The organism is Brenneria izadpanahii (genome assembly GCF_017569925.1).
GTDB lineage: Bacteria > Pseudomonadota > Gammaproteobacteria > Enterobacterales > Enterobacteriaceae > Brenneria > Brenneria izadpanahii.
This window is the reverse complement of the sequence record NZ_CP050854.1, coordinates 4894432-4915419: the sequence shown is the minus strand read 5'-3', so window position 1 is coordinate 4915419 and position 20988 is coordinate 4894432. Positions and strand designations below refer to the sequence as shown.

Below are 20988 nucleotides of genomic sequence, written 5' to 3'. Positions count from 1 at the left end.
GTAAAAGAGATTTACTGCTGACGTTGAGCCGCGCCGGGCCGCTACCGTTTCCCGGCGCGGGTGCGCAATAGCGATGATGGTTCTGTTTAATGAAAAGGTAATTGTATGAAAAGTCACCCTTTAAAGGCGGGGGCTGTTACAGAATCGATTGAGGAATGGCTATTGGCAGCCGCCGTCAACGGTAGTGACAGTGCGATACTTATTGCGCGTTATGTGGACGGCCGGCGGCGAATCACTTTCGTAAACGACGGTTTTACGCAGCTTTTCGGTTATAGCCGGCAGGAGGCGTCAGGCCATGAGCCAGAACAGCTTATCCGGTGCGAGACTGAGTTCGGCTGTCAGCCGGATAAAGATGAATTCCGGGCGGTCAACCATCGCTATCGCGTTGAAACCCGCGTTTATCATAAGTCCGGCTATCCCTTATGGTGCTCTATTGTGCTCAATCATTTTTATGATGAGCGTAATAATGTTATGTACGCCGTCAGCGTATTTACTGAGATTACCGCAACCAAAATGTATGAGGTGCTGCAATTTCCGGTATTGGAGGCGCTCGCCCGCGACAGACCGTTGGAAGAGGTTATGGAACGCCTCTGCCTGGAGATAGAAAGCATCGCTCCTGAAGTAATATGCAGTGTGTCGCGCGTGGATGATCATGGCTGTCTGCGGCCGCTGGCGTCGCCGCGATTGCCCGCCTCTTACAGTCAGAAGTTAGACGGCATCTCCATCGGGCCTAAGGCCGGATCCTGCGGCACCGCAGCCTGGTTGGGCGTCCCCGTGATGGTCTGCGATATCGCCAACAATCCATTGTGGGCGGAATGTAGCGATCTGGTATTGCCTCTCGGATTGGCCGCCTGCTGGTCCAGCCCTATTTTTTCAAGCCAGCATAAGGTCATCGGCACGCTTTCGTTCTATTTTCGCCAGGCGCGCGGGCCCAGCAAATTTCATCAGGATCTGGTTATGCTCAGTACCGGGCTTTGCGCATTGGCGATAGAACGGGATGAGTCCAGTGAAAAGATCCGGCTGCTGGCTTTTTTTGATCCGTTAACCGGCTTGCCGAATCGTAATCTGTTCCGTGCCAGTGCGGATAACGCCGTGATCAACGCCGCGCGCCGAGGCCACTCTTTAGCAGTGTTGATGATCGGCCTGGATCGTTTCAAGCAGGTCAACAGCTCTCTGGGCGTGGCGGCGGGCGATACATTGCTCTGCCATATCGCGGAATGTTTGCGCCGGCAATGCGGCGCGGCCGATCTGGTCGGCAAACTTTCTGTCGATGAGTTTGCCATGTTGTTGAACGTCGCCGATGTGCGGGATGCCACGGCGAAGGCCGAACGCCTGCTGTCGGTTTTGTTAAAACCGGTTCCCATCAACGGAGTTATGGTGACCCCTTCCGTCACCATGGGCATCAGTTTTTATCCGGATAACAGCCATGATATGGGAACATTGATTCAGGGGGCGGATATCGCCTTGCATCAGGCAAAGTACCATCTGCGAGGACGCCTGGGCTTTTTTAATAAAGAGATGAATGAGATCGCCAGAAGGCGTTTAACGCTGGAAAGCGCGCTGAGAAAAGCCCTCGAAGACTCCTCTTTGCAACTCTATTATCAACCGCAGATCAGCCTGAAGAACGGTGAGATCCATGGCGTTGAGGCGCTCTCCCGCTGGTTTCACCCGGAGTTCGGCGAAATCTCCCCGATCCGATTCATTCCTCTGGCTGAAGAGTGCGGCCTGATGGACAAGCTGGGGGAGTGGGTTATCCAGGAGGCTTGCCGGCAGCTTGCCGACTGGCACCAGCGAGGCGTGAACGTACCGACGGTATCGATTAATCTGTCGCCCACCAATTTTCACAATCCTAAGCTGCCGGCGTTGATCTCCCGCATGTTATCGCAACTGTCGCTGCCGCCGGACAATCTGACCATTGAAATCACCGAGGAGGTCATTCTGGACGCCAATGCCGATATCATGAATATCCTCAATAAGGTGCGTGAGTTAGGGATTAAGTTGTCTATGGATGATTTCGGCACCGGTTTTGCCAGCTTAAGCTATCTTAACCGTATCAATTTCGATGAACTGAAACTTGACCAAAGTTTCGTACATGACATTGAATGCCATCATAAAAACCGCGTGCTTACCGATGCCGTCACCCATATTTGCGATAAACTCAATTTATGCATCGTGGCGGAAGGCGTGGAAAATGAAAGGCAGCGTGAAATACTGACGCAGCAAGGTTATGAGCTGGCTCAGGGCTTTTTATTTTCCCGGCCGCTGCCTCCGGAGCAACTGGAAGCCTGGTGCAGTCATTACGGGCCGGCTAGCCGGTGAGTCCGGCCGCGGGGAGGGGCTTCAGGGCCGGCGGCGTCGCCCCATTTCCGGGGCTCGCCTTTACTTACTTTATCATTCGCTGGCTTCCGCCAGCTCACGCAGATACTGAAAGATCTGGCGCATGGATTTGGGCGGTTTATTGGCCGCTTTTTCCTTTTGCGCGTTACGGACCAACGAGCGTAACTGCTGACGATCCGCATGGGGATAGAGCGCCAGAACGTCGGGGATCGCATCGTCCCCTTCGGCCATCAGACGATCGCGCAACTGTTCCAGTTTATGGAAAAGCACCACCTGCTGATTATGGCGGTTTCTCAGTTTATCCAGCGCGGTCTGAATGGGTTCCGGATCGCGCGCGCGCAGCATTTTGCCAATCAGCTGTAACTGGCGGCGGCGTCCCTCTTTCTTGATGCGCTGCGCCAGTTCGACCGCCGCGCGCAGATCGTCATCCAACGGAATCCGTTCTAATGCGTTTTTACCCAAATCAACCAGTTCCGCCCCAAGCTCTTTCAACGCTTCGGCATCACGTTTTATCTCGCTCTTGCTGACCCAGATAATTTCATCATCGTCGTCTTCGTTATTGTCCGGGACTTCATCAAGCCAGTCTTCGGGTTTCTTGTTCATGGTGGATCCTTAAAAATTCCAGAATAAAAAAACGCCGGAAGCGTCTTTAACAACGCGAAGCGTTAGCCGCCAGGGAGAAGGGAATGCCTTCCATTAATTTAACGCCGCAGCGGCGGCTTTCAGCGGGTCAGGCAAGGCGTCTGTTATAAAAAAGAGACCGATCCTAACAGGTTTGGGCTTTGTGCGAAATTGTCTAAAGATCCTGTTAGACTTAGAAGCACTATGCTACACCCTTTTATACCCTTCATCTTTCAAGTTGCAGGTATATATTGGTTTCGGTTTTCTCATTCATTATGGCAGGACGATGACAATAATCACTCAGGTTGCACAACAGCGTAAAGCGCTGGAACAGGCGGTTGCTCAGGCTCTGGAGCTGGCGCGGGCGGGTTCCGATGCGGCGGAAGTCGCGGTGTCGAAAACGACAGGGATTGGCGTTAGCACCCGCTATGGTGAAGTTGAAAACGTTGAATTTAACAGTGACGGCGCGCTGGGGATTACGGTGTACCACCAGCAGCGTAAAGGCAGCGCATCGTCGACCGACCTTAGTCCCGATGCGATAGCCCGTACCGTGCGGGCCGCGTTGGATATCGCCCGCTACACTTCCGTCGATCCGTACGCCGGCCCGGCGGATAAAGATCTGCTGGCGTTTGATGCGCCGGATCTGGATCTGTTTCATCCGTCGGAGCTGGATGCGGAACGCGGCATCGAACTGGCGGCCCGCGCTGAACAGGCCGCGCTGAAAGCGGATAAGCGCATCACCAATACCGAAGGCGGCAGCTTTAACAGCCATTATGGCATTAAGGTTTTTGGCAATAGCCACGGTATGCTGCAAAGCTATTGTTCCAGCCGTCACTCCATGTCCAGCTGCGTGATCGCGGAAGTGAATGGCGATATGGAGCGCGACTACGCCTACACCATCGGCCGATCGCTGGACGAGTTGCGCACCCCGGAGTGGGTTGGGGAAGAGTGCGCGCGCCGCACGCTGTCCCGCCTGTCCCCGCGCAAGCTGCCGACCATGCAGGCGCCGGTTCTGTTTGCCGCCGAAGTGGCAACCGGACTGTTCGGCCATCTGGTCGGGGCGATCAGCGGCAGCAGCGTGTACCGTAAATCAACCTTCCTGTTGGATAAGCTGGGGCAGCAAATCCTGCCCGAGTGGCTGACGATAGAAGAATTGCCGCATCTGCGCAAAGGGCTGGCGTCCACGCCGTTTGACAGCGAAGGGGTACGCACCAGCCGGCGTGACATTGTGAAAGACGGCGTACTGCAAACCTGGCTGCTGACCAGCTACGCGGCCCGCAAGCTGGGTATGAAGAGCACGGGACACGCCGGCGGTATTCATAACTGGCGTATTGCCGGGCAGGGGCTGGATTTTAACGGCCTGCTGAAACAGATGGGGAAAGGGCTGCTGGTTACCGAGCTGATGGGCCAGGGCGTGAGCGGCGTGACCGGGGACTATTCCCGCGGGGCTTCCGGGTTCTGGGTCGAAAATGGCGAAATTCAGTATCCGGTGAGTGAAATTACCATCGCGGGTAATCTGAAAGAGATGCTGCGCAACATCGTGACGGTAGGGAATGACACCGAAACGCGCAGCAATATTCAATGCGGCTCGGTGCTGCTGCCTGAAATGAAGATTGCGGGAGAGTGAGGCCGCCCCGGCGGTTATGGGGCCGGATGATGCGGCGCGTTACTCTTCGTTAAATCCGGCTTCGAAAAGATCAACAACGGCGGCCAGCGCTTTAGCCTCATCCGGGCCGCTGGCCTCCACTTCGATAACGCGGCCTTTGGCCGAGTCCAGCATCAGCATGGCAATCACGCTGCTGGCCTCCGCTTCGGTGCCGCTGTCATTACGCAATATCACTTCAGCGTCAAAACTTTGCACCAGTTCAAACAGTTGCATGGCGGGACGGGCATGCATACCCAGCTTGTTTTTGATTTCAACGGATTGCCTGACGGTCATGATTATTTACGTTTTTCCAGCGTGCGGTGGCGGGACTGTACATTTTTACCGCGCGAACGGAAATAATCAGCCAGCTGTTCCGCAACATAAACGGAACGGTGTTTGCCGCCGGTACAGCCAATCGCCACGGTCAGATAGCTGCGGTTATTGGTTTCCAGCATGGGCAGCCACAGTTCCAGGTAGCTGCGGGTCTGATAGATAAAATTATGTACTTCGGTATGCCGGTCGAGGAAGGCGGCGACGGGTTTATCCAAACCGGTCATCGGACGTAATTTCGGATCCCAGTGGGGATTGGGCAGAAAGCGGACATCAAATACATAATCGGCGTCGATCGGAATGCCATGCTTGTAGCCGAAGGATTCAAAAACCATCGTCAGTTCACGTTCCCGTTTGCCGAGCAGACGGGTACGCAGCATTTCCGCCAGTTCATGCACCGACATTTCCGAGGTGTCGATGATCAGATCGGCGCGCGATCGCAGCGGTTCCAGCAGATCGTTTTCTTCATCGATGGCGCTTTCCAGCGACAAATTCTTGCTGGACAGCGGGTGCAGGCGGCGGGTATCGCTGTAACGGCGGATCAGCGTATTGCGATCGGCGTCGAGGAACAGCAACTGTGGCGAAAAGCTTTGCGGCAGTTGCGCCATGGCGTGCTCGAATATTTCCGGCGATTCCGGCATATTGCGCACGTCAATGCTGACCGCCGCAGAGATATTCCGCGCGGCCAACGTATTAGCTAACTCCGGCAGTAAAACCACAGGAAGGTTATCTACGCAGTAGAATCCCATATCTTCCAGCGCTCGCAGGGCTACGGATTTCCCTGAGCCTGAGCGACCACTGACGATCATCAGCACCATCTGGCGACTCCCCCCTGGCAACGTGATGGCGAACTATCGCTGCCCCTGTTTTCGATAATGCAATGCCTTCGAGAATACCACTGTTTTCGAGAATACAGCGCACGCTTATTGCAGACTATGCCGCCCTTTATCGCCGGTATCATCACCTGATTTAACCGGCTTCCGTCATAATCTGATACAACTCTTCATCACTTTGCGCGGCGCGCAGACGTCGGCAAACGGTTTTATCGGCCAATCGTTTGGCGACCAGCGAAAGCGTATGTAAATGGGTTTTACATTGTTCTGCGGGAACCAGCAAGGCAAAAAGTAAATCAACGGGTTGGTTATCGACGGCATCGAACGCGACAGGCTGCTCCAACTGGATAAATACCCCGATTGCCCCCAGGACATCCTCCCCTTCAAGTTTACCATGAGGGATGGCGATGCCATTTCCGATACCGGTGCTGCCCATGCGTTCACGAACGAGCAGGGCGTCAAAGATAATCTGAGAGGACAGATTAAGCTGTTTGGCGGCCAGCTCGCTAATGATTTCCAATGCTCGTTTCTTGCTTTGGCAATGGACGGCGCTTCGGGTGCACTCGGGGCGTAACACGGTGCTGAGTTGCAATATGGGATCGTTGTTCATTTTATATTCACTTGACGACACGTTCATTCACTTCCGATGAGCCTGGCCCATAGGTTTTATGGGCCAGGTCTGTTCTCTGGCTAAATGACCAGAGAGGAAAATCAGTGCTGTTTGAGCTTGTCTTTATGCTTGGTCAACTGCCGGGCCAGTTTATCGATCAACAAATCGATAGCGGCGTACATATCTTCCGCTTCCGATGTCGCATGCAGCTCTCCGCCATTAACGTGAAGCGTGGCGTCGGCGATTTTTTGCACTTTCTCCACTTTAAGTATCACATTGACCTGATTAATGCGGTCAAAAAATTGCTCCAGCTTGGCAAATTTTGTATTCACGAAATCGCGTAGAGGTTCGGTAATTTCGATATGATGTCCGGTAATGTTGAGCTGCATAGCGTCTTCCTTCTAGTTGAGATCAAACCAGCTGTTTACGCTGATTTGATGGTGGGATAGATAAAGACTCTCGATATTTAGCGACGGTACGGCGCGCCACAATAATTCCCTGCTCGGAGAGCAGCGTGGTGAGTTTGCTGTCGCTTAACGGTTTGGCGGGGTTTTCCGCAGCGATCAGCTTCTTGACCAGCGCCCGGATCGCCGTTGAGGAGGCTTCACCTCCATTGTCGGTATTCACGTGACTGGAGAAGAAGTATTTTAGTTCAAAAATGCCGCGCGGACTGTGCAGAAACTTCTGCGTCGTCACACGGGAAATCGTGGATTCGTGCATATCAACGACCTGGGCAATATCCGCCAGGACCATCGGTTTCATGAATTCCTCGCCCTGATCAAAGAATTCCTGCTGCTGTTCGACGATGCAGCGGGTGACTTTGAGCAGCGTATCATTACGGCTTTCCAAACTCTTTATTAACCAGCGGGCTTCCTGTAAATGGCTACGGATAAACTGACCGTCGCTGTCGCTGCGCACGCTGTTGCCCAGCGCGGCATATTGCTGATTAATCTGCAGCCGGGGGATGCTGTCGGTATTTAACTCCACCACCCAGCGGCCATGAATCTTCCGCACCAGAACGTCTGGGATAACATATTCCGATTCGCCGGTATTGATTGACTGGCCCGGACGGGGATCGAGGGATTGAATCAGCGCCAGCGCCTCTTTCAGCACCTCTTCTTTCAGCCGGGTGGTGCGGATCAAACTGCGGAAATCATGATTCGCCAGCAGGTCGAGATAATCGCTGACAATCAATCGGGCTTCCGCCAGGCGCGGGGTATCGTCCGCGAACTGGGAAAGCTGAACCAGCAGACAGTCGCGCAGATCGCGAGCCGCAACGCCGACGGGATCAAAACGCTGAACCCGTTTCAGCACCGCTTCAACCTCATCCAGCGTGACGTTTTCGTCGCCGATGCTGTCGAGAATATCTTCCAGCGGCACGGTGAGATAACCCGTGTTGTCCACGGCATCGACGATGGACGTCGCTATGGCGGCATCGGTATCGGAAAAAGGCGTTAGTTCGACCTGCCACATCAGGTAATCCTGCAGGGTTTGGGTAGTTTCCCCCTGGTAGATCGGCAATTCCTCATCGCGATAATCGGTGCCGGTGCCGGATGGCGTGCCTGCGGAATAGATCTCGTCCCAGGTCGCGTCAAGCGGCAACTCTTCCGGCATATCTTTTTGTTCAAGCGCCTCACCGGTATCCAGTGAATCGCTGTCTGTGGTTTCAAATGACTCTATTTCTTCGTGATTATCCGTTTGCTCAAGTAACGGATTGCTTTCCAGCGCCAGTTGAATCTCTTGTTGCAGTTCAAGCGTGGACAACTGCAACAGACGGATTGCCTGCTGTAGCTGTGGAGTCATGGCCAGTTGCTGGCTAAGCCTGAGTTGCAAACCTTGCTTCATAAGTTGCGCTAACTTCCTTATATTCCCTTTAGCTTTCCGGTCACAGCGCCGCCGTTTCCCTGCCGAACCCCGCTTAAAATAAGGGAAATCATTCGGTTACCGCTTTGCTGCATCCTGAAATCTATCGGATATAGAACATGCGATAAAGCTCATACCCTATCAGAGTCTAAAGCCTTCGCCCAAATAGACGCGTTTGACCTGTTCGTCGGCCAGTATCTCCGTCGGTGAACCGTGAGCGATTAAATGCCCCTGACTGACGATATAGGCGCGCTCACAGACATCCAGCGTTTCGCGGACATTATGATCGGTTATCAACACGCCCAGTCCGCTGTCACGCAGATGTTCTATTATTTTTTTTATATCAATCACCGAAATGGGGTCAACACCGGCAAAAGGTTCATCCAGCAGGATGAATTTCGGATTCGCCGCCAGTGCGCGGGCAATTTCCACCCGGCGTCTTTCCCCACCGGAGAGCGATTGTCCCAGACTATCGCGCAAATGAATAATATGGAATTCTTCCATCAGTTCATTCGCCCGATCTTCCTGCTGCTCCGTGGTTAGATCCTTGCGGATCTGCAATACCGCCATCAGATTGTCATACACGCTTAACCGGCGAAAGATCGAGGCTTCCTGCGGCAGGTAGCCGATCCCCCTAAGCGCGCGATCGTGGAGCGGAAGCAGACTGATATCTTCGTCATCAATCACGATCCGCCCAGCGTCACGCTGGACAATGCCCACAACCATATAAAACGTTGTGGTTTTCCCGGCGCCGTTCGGGCCCAATAGGCCGACAATTTCACCGGAATTGACCGTCAGGCTGACATCTTCCACGACCTTACGGCCTTTATACGCCTTAGCCAGGTTTTCTGCGATTAATGTTGCCATAAGTTATTCAGTGACTCGTGGTTTCGGTTGTTGAGAATTGGAGGTTTGTTCCTTGTTCTCTTTTTGCTGAAGTTGAGAGGGAACCAATACCGTGGTAACACGTTTGCCTTTGTCGCTGAATGCCTCCATCTGCTGCTGCTTCACCAAATAAGTGATGCGGTCGCCTTTGACGTTGCTATCCAACTGTTCCAGATAAGCGTCGCCGGTCAGCACCAGAAAATCATTAGCCAACTCGTAACGGATTTTTTGGGCGCGCCCTTTCACCGGCTTGCCGTTGTCCTGCATTTGGTAAAACGTGACCGGGTTGCCGTATCCTTCCACCACCTCGCGCCCCTGCGCGCCCTGTGGACGGGTTACGACCACCTTATCGGCTTTTACCTCGATCGTTCCCTGTTTGACCACCACGTTACCGGTAAAGGTCACGGTGTTGCCCTGCATATCCAGGGACTGCTGTGCTGAATCAATGTGAATGGGCTGGTTGCTGTCCCCCGTCACGGCAAAGGCCGAAACGCTAACGGTTAACAGCGAACTGGCGATCAGGGCGGTGCGCAGCGGATTATTTATTGTTTTGGATTTCATAGGAGGTTTTTACCTTTTCGATCAACTCGGCTGTTTTTTCACGCAGATTACCACGCATTTTCATCCCGTTAGAGGTGAAACTGGCGCCATACAGGGTAACCTCGTCGTCGGAAGAGACATCCTGCGTTACCAGATTGACCTGGGCGTTGTCGGTTTTAATCCGCTCCAACTGTGAATCATTCGTCAGACTGTTGACCTCGACGTGGCCATACAGGTAGAGCATTTTTTCTTTGGTCAGCTTGGCGCGATCGGCGCGCACCGACCAGGTGGCCGTCCCCTGGTCGTTGAACAGCGTAGCGACGGGGGTTGTAAACCAACTGAGCTGCTCGTCATCGAAATACTCCGCTTTATCTGCAATCAGTCGATAGCTCAGTTTGCCGGCCGGGCTGTAAACCAGCGTCGTGGTTTTCTCGCTGGTATAAACCGGCGTCGCATCCGTCGGGGTATCCGACTGCGGCTCGGTATCCTGATCGGTTAAATTCCAGCCGATCAAAATAAGCACCAGCAGCGCCAGTAAGGCTGTCAGCCAACGCTTTGTTTTACTCATATCGACAACCCTTTGGCATCTTCCAGCTTATCTTGTGAGAGCAGAATTAAATCGCAAAGTTCACGAACCGCGCCGCGCCCGCCTGCGATGCGAGTGACGTAGTCCGCCCGCGGCAGCAGCATAGGATGCGCATCCGCGACGGCAACGCTCAGCCCCACTTGAGACATTACCGGCCAGTCGATCAGATCATCGCCGATATAGGCCGCCTGGCTGGCATTCACCGACAGTTTATCCAACAGATCGTTGAAGGCCAAAATCTTGTCCGATTGTCCCTGGTAAAGATGCGAGATCCCCAGCGTTTCACAGCGATCGACCAGCATGTTGGCCGATCGGCCGGTAATGATGGCCACCTCGATCCCGGATGTCAGCAAACAGCGGATGCCGTAGCCATCCCGGACGTTAAACGCTTTCAGTTCCTCTCCCTGATTGCCCATGTAAATCAAGCCGTCAGACAGTACGCCATCGACATCGCAAATCAGCAGACGAATTTCACGGGCTTTATCCAGCACCTGACGATCGACAGGTCCATAGCAGGTATCGGTTTGCGCCCCGGTTTCATTCATTCAGGTTTATCCTTGCTTTTTTACTCTACAGTATGGGGTATATCACACGACGCCGGCACGCAGCATATCGTGCATGTGAACGATACCGAGCAGCCGGTCGTTCTCCGCGACCAGCAGCGACGTAATATGGCGGGATTGCATCAGATTCAGGGCTTCCACCGCCAGCGTTTGCGGCGTAACGCGAATGCCGCCCGCGGTCATAACATCAGCAATGCGGGCGCTGTTCAAGTCAATATTCATGTCGAAAATTCTGCGCAGGTCGCCATCGGTGAAGATGCCCTGGATATTCATCTCCTCGTCGCAGATTACCGTCATCCCCAGATTTTTGCGCGTAATTTCCAACAGCGCGTCGCGCAGAGAGGCCTCCAGGGGAACGTGCGGGATTTCGTCGCCCGAATGCATGATATCGCTGACGCGCAACAGCAGTTTGCGGCCCAGCGCGCCGCCGGGATGGGATAAGGCGAAATCTTCGGCGGTAAAACCGCGCGCCTGTAATAGCGCCACCGCCATGGCGTCGCCCATCACCAGCGTCGCCGTCGTACTGCTGGTGGGCGCCAGTCCGAGCGGGCAGGCTTCCTGCGGAACGTGAACGCACAGATGAATGTCGGCGGCTTTTCCCATCGTGCTTTCAGGGTTGCCCGTCATGCAGATCAGGAACACTTTCTGGCGTTTCAATACCGGGATCAGCGACAAAATCTCATTGGATTCGCCGGAGTTGGAAATGGCGATCACAATATCGTGCGGCGTGACCATCCCCAGATCGCCGTGGCTGGCTTCTCCGGGATGGACGAAAAACGCCGGGGTGCCGGTGCTGGCGAAGGTGGCGGCCATCTTGCAGCCGACATGGCCGGATTTCCCCATGCCCATCACCACCACTTTCCCCTGGCAGTAGAATATTTTTTCACAGGCCTGGGTGAAGTTGTCGTCGATGTATTGGTCAAGCTGCGCCAGCCCGTCGCGTTCGATGTTCAGCACCTGTTTGCCAGCTTGCTGAAAATCAAAACCGGGTTGTAGTTCAAAATGTGACATACCTGGATAATCCTGCTTGTTTTGATGTTCTGGTTAGGAAAAAAAGAACAACACCGACAGGTAAGCGGCGAAAGCGCATAATAACAGCGCGCCGGCGCCCTGTCCGATGCGGCGTTTCCTGCTGAGGCAAAGCGCGGTCAACAGCGCGCTGGCTCCCAGCATGACCCAGTAATCGCGCTGGAATGCGAGTGGATTGACGCCTCCCGGAGACAGCAGCGCCGGAACGCCCAGAACGATCACGATATTAAAAATATTCGAGCCAATCAGATTGCCCAACGCAATATCATCTTCTTTTTTCAGCGTGCCAACAATCGCCGTCGCCAACTCCGGCAGGCTGGTGCCAATCGCCAGCACGGTCAGGCCGATGGTCAGTTCGCTGATATTAAAGTGGCGGGCTATTACGGTGGCGTTGTCGATTACAATACGAGCGGCCATCGGCAGAATAATCAAGCCGAGGATAAGCCACAAGATGGCGACCGTCTGATTGCTGTCTTCCTGCGGCAATTCCGCCAATTGTTCCCTGGTCAGGCTATCGGAGCCTTCCTGTTGAGCCAGCCGCGTCATTTTGAACATCAGTAATATAAATAGTCCGGCGGCGATCAACAGCAGCACGCCGTCCGTGCGGCTCAGGTAGCTATCATGCAGCAGAAAGCCGCATAAAACGGTGACCAACAGCATAAGCGGAAATTCGCGGCGCAGCAGTTCGGAATGAACCGTTAGAGGGCGAATCAGCGCGGCGCTGCCGAGGATCAACAGAATATTCGCGATATTGGAGCCCAGAACGTTACCCACGGCCATATCGATCTGATGGTTTAACGCGGCCGTGACGGACACTATCAGTTCGGGCAGGGATGTACCGAAACCCACGATAGTTATGCCGATAACCAGCGGGGATATGCCAAAAGAACGCGCGAGAGCCGCGGCGCCATAGACCAGGCGATCGGCGCCATAGACCAGCAATACTAAACCAACGATCAAGAGTACGGTTGCAAAAAGCATGCAGCGTCCTTTATTGAGGTATAATCACTGGCTTATGCGTTATATAAACCAGCAGTTCTGGACGAATTATGAACGAAAAGGATGCTTTCCATCATTAGCGCTAATTCTGACCGCGCGCGACGGAAAAGTAAAACCTATGGCAGTTTTGTTTCAGCCCCTTTGAACAAGAAGTTACCGTAATTTTTTGTAAAACTCGGGTCCGGAAAGATGCCATACGTTAGGCTCAAAGTAGGGATAAAGTATTATCCCGTTGTTTCGCTTCCCAATCCGTCATATCTGCGCAGGTATCTCATGAGCGTCGCTGCGTTCGTTTATTCGGCGAGCGCCGTCTGCGCGAAGATAACGCTGGGAGCGGCCACGCGGGGTTGCATTACGGTCATTCGTTAAACAGGGACGATAATACGTAACATGCTGATTGGTAAGGAACATAAGATAATGGACCATGAGACTACTAATCTGGTTGAAATTCGCGGTCTGAACTTTAGGCGCGGGAAACGGCAGATTTTCACAGATATTACGCTCAGCGTCCCCAAGGGGAAGGTTACCGCAATTATGGGGCCCTCCGGCATTGGTAAAACGACATTGCTGCGTTTGATTGGCGGACAGATACGGCCGGATAGCGGCGAGATCTGGTTTGACGGCGACAACATTCCGGCGCTTTCACGCTCTGAACTGTATGAATCCCGTAAAAAAATGAGCATGTTGTTTCAATCCGGCGCGCTCTTTACCGATTTGAACGTGTTCGATAATGTCGCCTGGCCGCTGCGCGAGCACAGCCGTTTGCCGGAGCCGCTGCTGTACAGCACCGTTATGATGAAGCTGGAGGCCGTGGGGCTGCGCGGCGCTGCCTCGCTGATGCCCGCGGAGCTTTCCGGCGGGATGGCGCGCCGCGCCGCGCTGGCGCGGGCGATTGCGCTCGATCCGCAACTGATTATGTTTGATGAGCCTTTCGTCGGTCAGGATCCGATAACCATGGGAACGCTGGTGAAGCTGATTGATGAACTGAATCATGCATTGGGCGTCACCTGTATCGTCGTTTCACATGATGTGCCGGAAGTGATGAGCATTGCCGACTACGCTTACATCATCGCCGAGCAGCAGGTCGTCGCCGAAGGAACGGCGGCGCAATTGCAAATGAACGATGACTCCCGCGTACGCCAGTTTCTGGATGGCGTTGCGGATGGCCCGGTTCCTTTCCGCTATCCGGCGGGCGACTATAAAACCGCGCTGCTAGGTTTATCTGGGGGTTAAATAATTCATGTTTTTACAGGCATTGGCGTCGCTGGGACGTCAGGGAATTTCTACCTGCGCTTCTTTTGGCCGTGCCGGGCTGATGCTGTTTAATGCATTGGTGGGCAGGCCTGAATTCAGGAAACAGTGGCCGCAGCTCATCAAACAGCTTTATAGCGTCGGGGTGCAGTCGCTGCTGATTATTATGGTGTCCGGCCTGTTTATCGGCATGGTGCTGGGGCTGCAGGGTTATCTTGTCCTGACCACCTATAGCGCCGAAGCCAGTCTGGGTATGATGGTCGCCCTATCATTGCTGCGCGAGCTTGGCCCGGTCGTCACGGCGTTGCTGTTCGCCGGTCGCGCCGGCTCGGCGCTGACGGCGGAAATCGGCCTGATGAAGGCCACCGAACAGCTTTCCAGTATGGAAATGATGGCGGTCGATCCGCTTAGACGCGTGGTGGCCCCGCGTTTTTGGGCCGGCGTAATCAGCATGCCGCTGCTGACGATCATCTTCGTCGCCATCGGTATCTGGGGCGGGGCGCTGGTCGGCGTTGACTGGAAAGGCATAGACAGCGGATTTTTCTGGTCGGCCATGCAAGGGGCCGTCGAGTGGCGGCAGGACATGTTGAACTGCTTGATTAAAAGCGTGGTTTTCGCCATCACCGTGACCTGGATTGCGCTGTTTAATGGCTATGATGCGATTCCTACTTCAGAAGGGATCAGCCGTGCAACGACCCGTACCGTCGTGCATTCATCATTAGCGGTATTGGGATTGGATTTTGTGCTGACAGCACTGATGTTTGGGAACTGAGTCGATGCAAACAAAGAAAAATGAAATTTGGGTTGGCGTATTTATGCTGATTGCGCTGTTCGCCATTATCTTTTTGTGTCTGAGAGTGGCCGACCTCAAGTCAATCGGCAGCGAGTCCACCTATCGTTTATACGCGACGTTTGACAATATCGGCGGGTTGAAGACCCGTTCGCCGATAAGGATCGGCGGCGTGGTGATAGGCCGGGTTGCGGATATTACGCTTGATGAGAAAACGTACCTTCCCCGCGTGGCGATGGATATCGAGCAACGTTACGACCATATTCCGGATACCAGTTCTCTGGCAATCCGCACCTCCGGCCTGTTGGGCGAACAGTATCTGGCATTGAATATCGGTTTTGAGGATGAAGAGATGGGAACGGCGATCCTGAAAGACGGCGGCGTCATTCAGGACACTAAATCAGCCATGGTGCTGGAGGATCTCATCGGTCAATTCTTATATAAGAGCGGCGGCAATAACGAGGATAATGCCGGGCAGGGGAATTCGGCTCCGGCCGCAGACGCCGCGCCTGCGCCTCAGAGCCAACCCGTTACTTCACATCCATAAGAGGATAGCTGCATGTTTAAACGTTTACTGATAGTGGCTTTGCTGGCGGTTGCGCCATTGGCCAGCGCCGCGGATCAAACGAATCCTTACCGCCTGATGAATGAAGCGGCGGAAAAAACTTTTACCCGCCTGAAAACCGAGCAGCCGCGCATCAGGCAGAATCCTGACTATCTGCGTAACGTTGTACGCGAAGAACTTCTGCCGTATGTGCAGATCAGATATGCCGGCGCGTTGGTTCTGGGCCGTTACTATAAAGAGGCCACGCCGGCGCAACGCGATGCCTATTTCAAGGCTTTTGAAGCCTATCTGGAACAGGCTTACGGCCAGGCTCTGGCGCTATATCACGGGCAGACCTATCAGATCGCGCCCGAACAGCCGTTGGGAGACGCCAATATAATCGCCATCCGCGTGACGATTATCGATAGCGGCGGCCGTCCGCCGGTTCGTCTTGATTTCCAATGGCGCAAAAATACGCAAACCGGCAACTGGCAGGCTTACGACATGATTGCCGAAGGCGTCAGCATGATTACCACCAAGCAAAATGAATGGGCGGCGACATTGCGTCAGAAAGGCGTCGATGGCCTGACTCAGCAGTTGGAAGCCGCCGCAAAACAACCGATTACGCTGGATAAGCAAAACTAAACAGAGTAAGAAAAATGGATAATGCACTGAGCTGGCAATCGCAGCAATCAACGCTGGTTTTATCGGGCGGACTGAACCGTGAAACGTTGCTGCCGCTCTGGCAGCAGCGCGACATGTTGCTGGCCGATAAGACAACGCTGGATGTGTCCGGGCTGAGCCGGGTTGATTCCGCCGGGCTGGCCTTGTTGATTCATTTTTATTACCAGCGTTCCCTGAAAGGGGGAGAATTGAAGATAGTCGGGGCAGGCGACCGGCTAAAGACGCTGATAGCGTTGTATAACCTGGATGAAATCATTCCTGTTGAACCGGCCGTATAGTCAGTCTCTATGCGAATCTGTCTGAAATTGTTTGCGGCGGCCCGCAAGGGGAGAGGCCATGGATGGGCCGGGTAACCGGCGAGCCGCCGCGCCGGCAATTTGAAAGATGGCGGCCAGGGGCTTTTTCTTTGTTTAAGACAGCGCTGTATTCATCTAATATACCACCTTGTTTATCATCCCCCCCTGACATAGATATCGAGAGCGATGGAAAATAATGAAATTAAAGATGTGCTGATGAACGCATTAGCACTGGAAGAAGCCCACGTATCGGGCGATGGCAGCCACTTTCAGGTCATTGCTGTAGGTGAACTGTTCGCCGGCATGAGTCGGGTGAAGAAACAGCAGGCCGTTTATACTCCTCTGATGGAGTATATCGCGGATAACCGCATCCACGCCCTGTCGATCAAGGCTTACACGCCGGAAGAATGGCAGCGCGACCGTAAGCTTAATGGTTTTTAAGCCTGCGGCTATGTGACGCAATATTGAATTTGAAACACTGAGAAACAGCCGCTATGGATAAATTTCGTGTGCAGGGGCCAACCCGGCTCACTGGTGAAGTCACCATTTCCGGAGCCAAGAACGCAGCTCTGCCCATCCTGTTTGCCGCCTTGCTCGCGGAAGAGCCGGTAGAAATCCAGAATGTGCCGAAGCTGAGAGACATTGATACGACAATGAAGCTGCTCAGTCAGTTGGGCGCGCGCGTTGAGCGTAATGGTTCGGTACACGTTGACGCCAGCGAGGTTAACGTATTCTGCGCGCCTTATGATTTAGTGAAAACCATGCGCGCGTCCATCTGGGCTTTGGGGCCATTGGTGGCGCGTTTTGGGCAGGGGCAGGTTTCATTACCCGGCGGCTGCGCCATCGGCGCGCGTCCGGTTGATTTGCATATCAGCGGTCTTGAACAGCTTGGTGCGGAAATCACTCTGGAAGAGGGCTACGTCAAGGCTTCGGTGAATGGGCGTCTGAAAGGGGCGCACATCGTCATGGATAAGGTCAGCGTGGGCGCCACGGTGACAATCATGAGCGCCGCAACGCTGGCCGAAGGAACCACCATTATTGAAAACGCGGCGCGCGAGCCGGAAATCGTCGATACGGCGAACTTCCTGAATACGCTGGGCGCGAAAATCAGCGGCGCGGGCAGCGACAAAGTAATCATTGAAGGCGTCGCGCGGTTGGGCGGCGGCGTATACCGCGTTCTGCCGGACCGTATCGAAACCGGGACATTCCTGGTCGCCGCGGCGATTTCAGGCGGCAAAGTGGTCTGCCGTCATACCCGTCCCGATACGTTGGATGCGGTGCTGGCGAAACTGCGTGAAGCGGGGGCGGATATCGAAACCGGCGAGGATTGGATTAGTCTTGATATGCATGGACGACGTCCGAAAGCGGTGACTGTTCGCACCGCGCCCCATCCTGGTTTCCCGACCGATATGCAGGCGCAGTTCAGCCTGTTGAATCTGGTTGCCGAAGGAACCGGCGTGATTACCGAAACGATTTTTGAAAACCGCTTCATGCACGTGCCGGAGCTGATCCGCATGGGCGCTCAGGCGGAAATTGAAAGCAATACGGTAATTTGCCACGGCGTGGAAAAACTGTCCGGCGCGCAGGTTATGGCGACGGACTTACGCGCATCGGCCAGTCTGGTGCTGGCTGGCTGCATTGCCGAAGGCGTGACGGTGGTCGATCGCATTTACCATATCGATCGCGGCTACGAGCGCATTGAAGCCAAGCTGCGCGCGCTGGGCGCGAATATCGAACGCGTCAAAGAAAGCGACTAGCCAATGAAAGCGGACCGGGTAGCTTAATCGTTACCCGGTTTTATTTGCCTATCCGCCGGACGAGAGCGGTTAGTTAACCGGAAATTCCTGAATCGTCATATTCAGCGTGATCGTTTTTTTATCGCGTTCGATAGTCACCGGAATGACGGTGCCCGGATGTAATTCCGCTACCTGATCCATGGTTTCGATGACGGAACTGGTCGGCTTGTTGTTAACGCTCAGCAGAATATCATTAACCTGAATCCCCGCTTTATCCGCAGGCCCGCCCGGATCGACGGTTTTAACCAGAATCCCGCTCATTCTTCCCTGTTCATGCACAATATCCTGCTTGTCGAGATTTTCCAACTGTATGCCGTTAATGCCGATATAACCGCGGATGACTCGGCCATCGCGGATAAGTTTGCCCATGACCTTGGTCGCCAGAGCGACGGGAATGGCGAAGCTGATGCCTTCCGGCGTTTCTCCGTCGTTGCTTTTATCAAAAGACAAGGTATTGATGCCGACCAGTTCGCCCAGCGTATTCACCAGCGCGCCGCCTGAGTTGCCCCGGTTAATCGATGCATCGGTCTGTAGAAGATTTTGCCGGCCGTTCTGACGGTTATCTCCGGCGGCGCTAAGCCCGACGCGGCCGGTGGCGCTGATGATCCCTTGTGTGATGGTCTGCCCCAGGTTATAGGGGTTGCCAATCGCCATCACCACATCACCGATATGCGCCGTGCGGTTGGGGTTAATCGGAATGACGGGCAGATTGACGCCGCTGACTTGCAGTACGGCCAGATCGGTCAAGCTGTCCGAACCAACAACCATCGCTTCAAAGAGCCGGCCGTCTTGCAGCGCCACCAGAATTTGTTGCGCGTTATTAATGACATGCTTGTTGGTTAGAATGTAGCCGTTTTCGCTCATGATCACGCCGGAGCCGAGAGTTTGAACATTGAGCTCGTTCGGCTGCTCTGGACTGGGAACTCGGTTATAAACATTTACCACGGCGGGCGCGGCCCGGCGCACGCCGTGGTAATAGCTTAACGGCGCGTCTTCGGCGGATTTGTCGCTATTATCATTACCGCCTTGAAGCAACGGCGTATTTGATCGCAGTGCCGGCAGCGCGAATAGCAGAAGGCCGGCGACGATCACTCCAATCAATACGGAACGGAATAACTTAACAAGCATGGGCATGTTTTTACGGTAAAGAAAGAATATGACGTGAGAATATCATGAGATGATTGGGCACCGCATGATGCAGTGCTCGATTTTTTACGGCGGGCGTCTTGCCTGCCGCTTTGGGAGCCTTGCCGCTATCGTTTAGAATTAACGTAATAGCAGATAAATTGTTTCGTCGCCGCGCACGATGTTCAGTGCAAGAACGGACGGTTTGGCTTCCAGAATTTTACGCAATTGAGTGATATTTTCTACCCGCTCACGGTTAACGCCGATAATGACGTCGTCTTTCTGCAAACCTAACTGAGCGGCCGGCGAATCTTTGGTTACGTTCTCAATCTGAACGCCTTTGCTGCCGTTTTTCAACTGACCGTTAGTCAGCGAAGCGCCCTGTAAGGCCGGGTATAGCGTTTCCGCGCTGGTCGTAGTCGTGTTGTTGTTATCCAGCACAACGCTGACCTCCATCTGTTTCCCGTCGCGCAACAGGCCGACCTTCACGGTCTTACCCGGCGCCGTTGTGCCGATCTTGGCTCGCAGTTCGGCGAAGCTGCCGATCGGTTTGCCGTCCAGCGATGTCAGCACGTCGCCCGCTTTGATGCCGGCTTTGGCCGCGGCGGATTGCGGCAGCACTTCGCTGACGAAGGCGCCTCGTTGCACGTCGACCTTGAAGGCTTTCGCCATCTCGGAGGTCATTTCGCTGCCTTTGATGCCCAGAAGACCGCGCCTTACCTCGCCAAACTCAACCAACTGCTGAGCCAGGTTCTGCGCCATATTACTGGGGATGGCGAAGCCAATGCCGATATTGCCGCCGCCGGGAGCCAGGATGGCGGTATTGATACCGATCAGTTCGCCATTCAGGTTAACCAGCGCGCCGCCGGAGTTGCCCCGGTTAATTGAAGCATCCGTCTGGATGAAGTTTTCCAGCCCTTCCAGATTCAATCCGCTGCGGCCCAGCGCCGAGATAATGCCTGATGTCGCCGTTTGCCCAAGTCCGAAGGGGTTTCCCACGGCAACGGCGAAATCGCCGACGCGCAAGCGATCGGAGTCCGCCATTTTGATTTCAACGAGGTTTTTGGCATCGGCTAACTGGAGCAGGGCGATATCGCTTTGCTCGTCACGGCCGATCAGTTTGGCGTCGTATTCACGACCGTCATTCAGCTGTACGCGGATTTTGTCGGCGTTATTAATGACGTGATTATTGGTCAGAACATAGCCTTTCGCCGCATCGATAATCACACCGGAACCCAATCCGGCGAAAGGCCGGGAGCTCTGCTTATCTTGCGGAATATTGGGGCCAAAGAAGAATTTGAACTCTTCCGGCACGCGCTGGCTCTGCGTTCTGGTGCCTTCGATATGCACGCTGACCACCGCGGGCAAGACCTTTTCCAGCATGGGAGCCAGACTGGGAAGCTGCTGTTGCCCCGGAACGGCCGCAGGCAGAGTAGCGTAAGCAGTTGGGAGCGATAACAAGGAGAGGCTCATGCTCATGGCCAATGCGCTAAATAATAAAGATTTTTTCTTCATTGCTGATTAACTCTCTCACAACCTGCGGAATGAATAAAATGATGATATATAAACTTAAACATATGGTGAAGAGTCAGACTGGCGATCGGTGTGTAAAGTTCACTGATGTTTCGTCAGTAGATTGTAACCATCGCCTACGCAAGAGG

At 54.2% G+C, this 20988-nt stretch carries 23 protein-coding genes; 9 read left to right on the top strand and 14 right to left on the bottom strand.

Annotation, left to right across the window (positions count from 1 at the left end; translation table 11 throughout):
* Positions 1 to 105: 105 nt before the first annotated feature.
* Entirely contained in the window at positions 106 to 2319 is a 2214-nt protein-coding gene (locus HC231_RS21995; protein WP_208228782.1) for a bifunctional diguanylate cyclase/phosphodiesterase, read from the top strand.
* Between the two features lie 72 nt (positions 2320 to 2391).
* Here the strand turns inward: HC231_RS21995 and yjgA are convergent, their stop codons facing one another.
* A complete protein-coding gene (gene yjgA / locus HC231_RS21990; protein ID WP_208228781.1) occupies positions 2392 to 2940 on the bottom strand; it encodes a ribosome biogenesis factor YjgA in 549 nt (182 codons plus the stop codon).
* A gap of 304 nt (positions 2941 to 3244) precedes the next feature.
* Between yjgA and pmbA the strand changes: the two genes are divergently transcribed.
* Entirely contained in the window at positions 3245 to 4585 is a 1341-nt protein-coding gene (pmbA, locus tag HC231_RS21985) for a metalloprotease PmbA (RefSeq protein WP_208228780.1), read from the top strand.
* Positions 4586 to 4624: 39 nt separating this feature from the next.
* On the opposite strand, the gene npr is transcribed toward pmbA, so the two are convergent.
* From npr to HC231_RS21930, 11 genes are all read right to left on the bottom strand, one after another.
* Positions 4625 to 4897 carry a PTS phosphocarrier protein NPr gene (gene npr, locus HC231_RS21980; RefSeq protein ID WP_208228779.1) on the bottom strand — a complete coding sequence of 91 codons (273 nt, stop codon included), beginning with the start codon at positions 4895 to 4897 and terminating at the stop codon, positions 4625 to 4627.
* Positions 4898 to 4899: 2 nt separating this feature from the next.
* Positions 4900 to 5751 (bottom strand): RNase adapter RapZ, encoded by an 852-nt coding sequence (gene rapZ / locus HC231_RS21975; protein ID WP_048636524.1) that lies wholly within the window; start codon positions 5749 to 5751, stop codon positions 4900 to 4902.
* Between the two features lie 151 nt (positions 5752 to 5902).
* Entirely contained in the window at positions 5903 to 6376 is a 474-nt protein-coding gene (ptsN, locus tag HC231_RS21970) for a PTS IIA-like nitrogen regulatory protein PtsN (RefSeq protein ID WP_208228778.1), read from the bottom strand.
* Between the two features lie 101 nt (positions 6377 to 6477).
* A complete protein-coding gene (gene hpf, locus HC231_RS21965) occupies positions 6478 to 6765 on the bottom strand; it encodes a ribosome hibernation promoting factor (protein WP_208228777.1) in 288 nt (95 codons plus the stop codon).
* Positions 6766 to 6787: 22 nt separating this feature from the next.
* A complete protein-coding gene (gene rpoN / locus HC231_RS21960; protein WP_208228776.1) occupies positions 6788 to 8221 on the bottom strand; it encodes an RNA polymerase factor sigma-54 in 1434 nt (477 codons plus the stop codon).
* Between the two features lie 159 nt (positions 8222 to 8380).
* Complete coding sequence (gene lptB / locus HC231_RS21955; RefSeq protein ID WP_208228775.1) at positions 8381 to 9106, bottom strand: LPS export ABC transporter ATP-binding protein; 726 nt, start codon at positions 9104 to 9106, stop codon at positions 8381 to 8383.
* Positions 9107 to 9109: 3 nt separating this feature from the next.
* Entirely contained in the window at positions 9110 to 9685 is a 576-nt protein-coding gene (gene lptA / locus HC231_RS21950; RefSeq protein WP_208228774.1) for a lipopolysaccharide ABC transporter substrate-binding protein LptA, read from the bottom strand.
* Positions 9663 to 10232, bottom strand: coding sequence for an LPS export ABC transporter periplasmic protein LptC (gene lptC, locus HC231_RS21945; protein WP_208228773.1), 570 nt, complete (start codon positions 10230 to 10232; stop codon positions 9663 to 9665). The genes lptA and lptC overlap by 23 nt, the downstream gene beginning before the upstream one ends.
* Entirely contained in the window at positions 10229 to 10795 is a 567-nt protein-coding gene (gene kdsC, locus HC231_RS21940) for a 3-deoxy-manno-octulosonate-8-phosphatase KdsC (RefSeq protein ID WP_208228772.1), read from the bottom strand. The genes lptC and kdsC overlap by 4 nt, the downstream gene beginning before the upstream one ends.
* Before the next feature lie 42 nt (positions 10796 to 10837).
* Positions 10838 to 11824: an arabinose-5-phosphate isomerase KdsD gene (gene kdsD, locus HC231_RS21935; protein WP_208228771.1), complete on the bottom strand. Its 987-nt coding sequence runs from the start codon at positions 11822 to 11824 to the stop codon at positions 10838 to 10840.
* 33 nt (positions 11825 to 11857) lie between these two features.
* A complete protein-coding gene (locus HC231_RS21930; RefSeq protein ID WP_208228770.1) occupies positions 11858 to 12823 on the bottom strand; it encodes a calcium/sodium antiporter in 966 nt (321 codons plus the stop codon).
* Between the two features lie 435 nt (positions 12824 to 13258).
* Here HC231_RS21930 and mlaF point away from each other — a divergent pair, with 435 nt between their 5' ends.
* The 7 genes from mlaF to murA all read left to right on the top strand — a co-directional run bounded on the left by mlaF (position 13259) and on the right by murA (position 18163).
* Complete coding sequence (gene mlaF, locus HC231_RS21925) at positions 13259 to 14074, top strand: phospholipid ABC transporter ATP-binding protein MlaF (RefSeq protein ID WP_208228769.1); 816 nt, start codon at positions 13259 to 13261, stop codon at positions 14072 to 14074.
* 7 nt (positions 14075 to 14081) lie between these two features.
* Positions 14082 to 14864, top strand: coding sequence for a lipid asymmetry maintenance ABC transporter permease subunit MlaE (gene mlaE / locus HC231_RS21920; protein ID WP_208228768.1), 783 nt, complete (start codon positions 14082 to 14084; stop codon positions 14862 to 14864).
* Between the two features lie 4 nt (positions 14865 to 14868).
* Positions 14869 to 15429 carry an outer membrane lipid asymmetry maintenance protein MlaD gene (mlaD, locus tag HC231_RS21915; RefSeq protein WP_208228767.1) on the top strand — a complete coding sequence of 187 codons (561 nt, stop codon included), beginning with the start codon at positions 14869 to 14871 and terminating at the stop codon, positions 15427 to 15429.
* Between the two features lie 12 nt (positions 15430 to 15441).
* Positions 15442 to 16071, top strand: coding sequence for a phospholipid-binding protein MlaC (mlaC, locus tag HC231_RS21910; protein ID WP_208228766.1), 630 nt, complete (start codon positions 15442 to 15444; stop codon positions 16069 to 16071).
* 14 nt (positions 16072 to 16085) lie between these two features.
* Positions 16086 to 16388 (top strand): lipid asymmetry maintenance protein MlaB, encoded by a 303-nt coding sequence (gene mlaB, locus HC231_RS21905; protein ID WP_208228765.1) that lies wholly within the window; start codon positions 16086 to 16088, stop codon positions 16386 to 16388.
* 204 nt (positions 16389 to 16592) lie between these two features.
* Positions 16593 to 16847: a BolA family protein gene (ibaG, locus tag HC231_RS21900; protein WP_208228764.1), complete on the top strand. Its 255-nt coding sequence runs from the start codon at positions 16593 to 16595 to the stop codon at positions 16845 to 16847.
* Between the two features lie 53 nt (positions 16848 to 16900).
* Entirely contained in the window at positions 16901 to 18163 is a 1263-nt protein-coding gene (gene murA, locus HC231_RS21895) for a UDP-N-acetylglucosamine 1-carboxyvinyltransferase (protein ID WP_208228763.1), read from the top strand.
* Positions 18164 to 18232: 69 nt separating this feature from the next.
* On the opposite strand, the gene degS is transcribed toward murA, so the two are convergent.
* Together degS and degQ are read right to left on the bottom strand one after the other, a co-directional pair.
* On the bottom strand, positions 18233 to 19330 hold the full coding sequence (degS, locus tag HC231_RS21890) for an outer membrane-stress sensor serine endopeptidase DegS (RefSeq protein WP_208228762.1): 1098 nt from the start codon (positions 19328 to 19330) through the stop codon (positions 18233 to 18235).
* A 138-nt stretch (positions 19331 to 19468) separates the two neighbouring features.
* Positions 19469 to 20842 (bottom strand): serine endoprotease DegQ, encoded by a 1374-nt coding sequence (gene degQ / locus HC231_RS21885; RefSeq protein WP_208228761.1) that lies wholly within the window; start codon positions 20840 to 20842, stop codon positions 19469 to 19471.
* Between the last annotated feature and the right edge of the window lie 146 nt (positions 20843 to 20988).